A 2,608-nucleotide genomic window follows, 5' to 3' on the forward strand; every position below is an offset into this window, starting at 1 on the left:
CGGCGGGCGTGCCGCGGCCGACGAATTCCACCTGCACGCGTCCGGCCTGGTCCGCATCGGTCAGCGGCGGCAGCCAGCGCACGAACGCCACCCACAGCAGGAAGATGGCGAACAGCAGATGCAGCAGCAGGCTGAGCAGCACGGCGATGCGCCGCCACCAGCGCTGGTCGTACGGCGCCGGATCCCAGTGCTGCCACCACAGCCGGCGGAACGCCTGCCACAGCGGCAAGGCCGGCAGGCGCAGGGTCGCCGGCGGCTGCGCCGGCGGCATCGCCGCGATCAGTTCGGGAGCCGCGAACGGCCGCGGCAGCGCAGGCTGCGCCGCGATCCAGTGCGCCCATGCATACGGCAGGCCGGTGCGGCGATCGCGCAGCAGCTTGCGCGGCGTGCGCGCCAACAACACATCGAGGATGTCGGCGGCGCGCGTCACCGGCAGCGAAACGTCAGGCGGCCGAATCGCGCGGGATGTAGGGAGCGCTGCCGCTGTCGTGGTCGGTGGCGTCGCGCACCGCGGTCACCCCCGGCACGCGGCCCATCAGCGTCTTCTCGATGCCCTGCTTCAAGGTCACGTCGGCCATGCCGCAGCCGTGGCAGCCGCCGCCGAAGCGCAGCAGCACCACGCCGTCGGCGGAGACTTCCTGCACCGCCACGCGGCCGCCGTGCTGGGCCAGCTGCGGATTGACCTCGTTCTCCACCACCCAGCGCACCCGCTCCACCAGCGAGGCCGCCTCGCCCGGCGCTTCGCCCTTGATCTTGGGCGCCTTGATGGTGAGCTGCTGGCCGGTGCCCTGGGTGACGTAGTCGATTTCGGCGCCGTCGAGCCAGCCGACGCTGTCGGCCGCCACGTACAGGGTGAAACCGTCGCAATCGATCGCCCATTCGTCGCCAGCCAGGTCCGCCGGCTCGGCGAACTCCAGCCGCGCATCGGCGCGCGGGGTGCCGGCATCGACCGCGCTCAGGCGCACGCCCATGCCGGGCACGGCCTCGCGTTCGAGCAGCTTGCGGAAATGGGCCTGTGCGTTGTCTGAGATCTGGATCATGCGGGTATTCTAGACCCTTCCACGCCCTGCGCTCATCGCGGGCGGTATCTTGACCGGCCCTGTCCGTTCCACCGCAGAGACCTTCCATGAACGACCTGATCCCGCTCGCCCAGGCCCATTGCTCGCCCTGCAAGGGCAGCGAATACAGACTGACCCAGGCGCGCCTGGCCGAACTGCTGCCGCAGGTGCCCGGCTGGGAAGTGGTCGAGAACGGCAACGCGATCAGCCGCACCTTCCGCTTCCCCGACTATTACCGCACCCTGGCCTTCGTCAACGCGCTGGCCTGGATCGCGCACCGCGAAGACCACCACCCCGACCTGGGCGTGCACTACGACCGCGTGGTGGTGCGCTATTCCACCCACGACGTCGGTGGCCTCAGCGAGAACGACTTCATCTGCGCCGCCAAGGCGTCCGCTCTTCCGGAATGACCCCCATGACCGTTGCCGCCCACCGTCTGCTCCCCCTGGCCTGCCTGAGCGCCGTGCTGCTCAGCGCCTGCGGCCAATCCCAGCAATCCCAGCAACACACCGTGACCCAGCCGCCGACCGAGGTCGCCGCGGTGAAGACACCGCCGCCGGACTACCCGATCGACGTGGCCTGCGCCGGCATCGGCGGCACCGTGGTGCTGAAGGTGGTGGTCGGCGTGCAGGGCAAGCCCACCGAAGTCGACGTGGTCACCGGCAGCGGCCAGGCCAAGCTCGATGCCTCGGCGCAGGAAGCGGTGCGCGGCTGGACCTTCAATCCCGCTACCCGCAACGGCCAGGCGGTGCCGTGGACCATCCAGGTGCCGGTCAACTTCAATCCGCCGCAGCCACGCCCGGACCGGTGCTTCGCGCTGGACGCTCAGGCGCACAAGGCCGGCTGAGCCACGGGCGCGCGCCGCGCGCCTTCACGCGACACCCGCACCGCGCCGGGTCTGATCGACGCCTCTTCCTCGGAGCCGCCGGCGCATGCTGGAGATCCCACTGCACAATGTCCTGGTCGCGCTCGCCGTGACCCTCGGCGCCGGCCTGGCCACCGGCCTGGGCAGCGTGCTGGTGTTGTTCAGCAAGGGACCCAATCCGCGCCTGCTCGCCTTCGGCCTGGCGTTCTCCGCCGGCGCCATGGTGTACGTATCGCTGACCGAAATCCTCGGCAAGTCGATCGCCGCCTTCAGCGATGCCTTCGATCCGCGCCTGGGCCAGGCCTATGCCACCCTGGCGTTCCTGGCCGGCATGGTGCTGATCGTGGCCATCGACCGGCTGGTGCCCAATCCGCACGAAAGCCTCAACAGCCGCGACCCGCTGTTCCGCGACGACAACCGCGCCTACGTCAAGCGCGTCGGCCTGCTCACCGCGGTGGCGATCACCGCGCACAACTTTCCGGAGGGTCTGGCCACCTTCTTCGCGACGCTGGAGAGTCCGGCGGTGGGCATGCCGCTGGCCTTCGCCATCGCCGTGCACAACATCCCCGAGGGCATCGCCATCGCGGTGCCGGTGCATTACGCCACCGGGCGCAAGTCCTATGCCTTCGCCGCCAGCCTGCTGTCCGGTCTGGCCGAGCCGATCGGCGCGCTGATCGGCTAAACA

3 protein-coding genes and 2 pseudogenes are annotated in these 2,608 nt (G+C 70.2%); 3 read left to right on the forward strand and 2 right to left on the reverse strand.

What is annotated here, in order from left to right; genetic code table 11:
- Both D588_RS26105 and D588_RS0108010 read right to left on the reverse strand, forming a co-directional pair.
- Positions 1-430, reverse strand: a pseudogene (locus D588_RS26105) (hypothetical protein); the annotation flags it as partial.
- Positions 431-443: 13 nt separating this feature from the next.
- A complete protein-coding gene (locus tag D588_RS0108010; RefSeq protein ID WP_017915596.1) occupies positions 444-1,040 on the reverse strand; it encodes an NfuA family Fe-S biogenesis protein in 597 nt (198 codons plus the stop codon).
- An 86-nt stretch (positions 1,041-1,126) separates the two neighbouring features.
- On the opposite strand from D588_RS0108010, the gene D588_RS0108015 reads away from it, so the two are divergent.
- The 3 genes and pseudogenes from D588_RS0108015 to zupT all read left to right on the forward strand — a co-directional run.
- Positions 1,127-1,468, forward strand: coding sequence for a 4a-hydroxytetrahydrobiopterin dehydratase (locus D588_RS0108015; protein ID WP_017910810.1), 342 nt, complete (start codon positions 1,127-1,129; stop codon positions 1,466-1,468).
- A 5-nt stretch (positions 1,469-1,473) separates the two neighbouring features.
- Entirely contained in the window at positions 1,474-1,905 is a 432-nt protein-coding gene (locus tag D588_RS0108020; RefSeq protein WP_017915597.1) for an energy transducer TonB, read from the forward strand.
- An 85-nt stretch (positions 1,906-1,990) separates the two neighbouring features.
- A pseudogene (gene zupT, locus D588_RS0108025) lies at positions 1,991-2,602 on the forward strand (zinc transporter ZupT); the annotation flags it as partial.
- Positions 2,603-2,608 lie beyond the last annotated feature (6 nt).

This window comes from Xanthomonas sp. SHU 308, from assembly GCF_000364645.1.
Classification (GTDB): Bacteria; Pseudomonadota; Gammaproteobacteria; order Xanthomonadales; family Xanthomonadaceae; genus Xanthomonas_A; species Xanthomonas_A sontii.

Bases quoted from the DNA above. Each gene is read 5' to 3' on its own strand.
- D588_RS0108020 (WP_017915597.1), top strand. From the start codon at position 1,474: ATGACCGTTGCCGCCCACCGTCTGCTCCCCCTGGCCTGCCTGAGCGCC.
- D588_RS0108010 (WP_017915596.1), bottom strand. From the start codon at position 1,040: ATGATCCAGATCTCAGACAACGCACAGGCCCATTTCCGCAAGCTGCTC.
- D588_RS0108015 (WP_017910810.1), top strand. From the start codon at position 1,127: ATGAACGACCTGATCCCGCTCGCCCAGGCCCATTGCTCGCCCTGCAAG.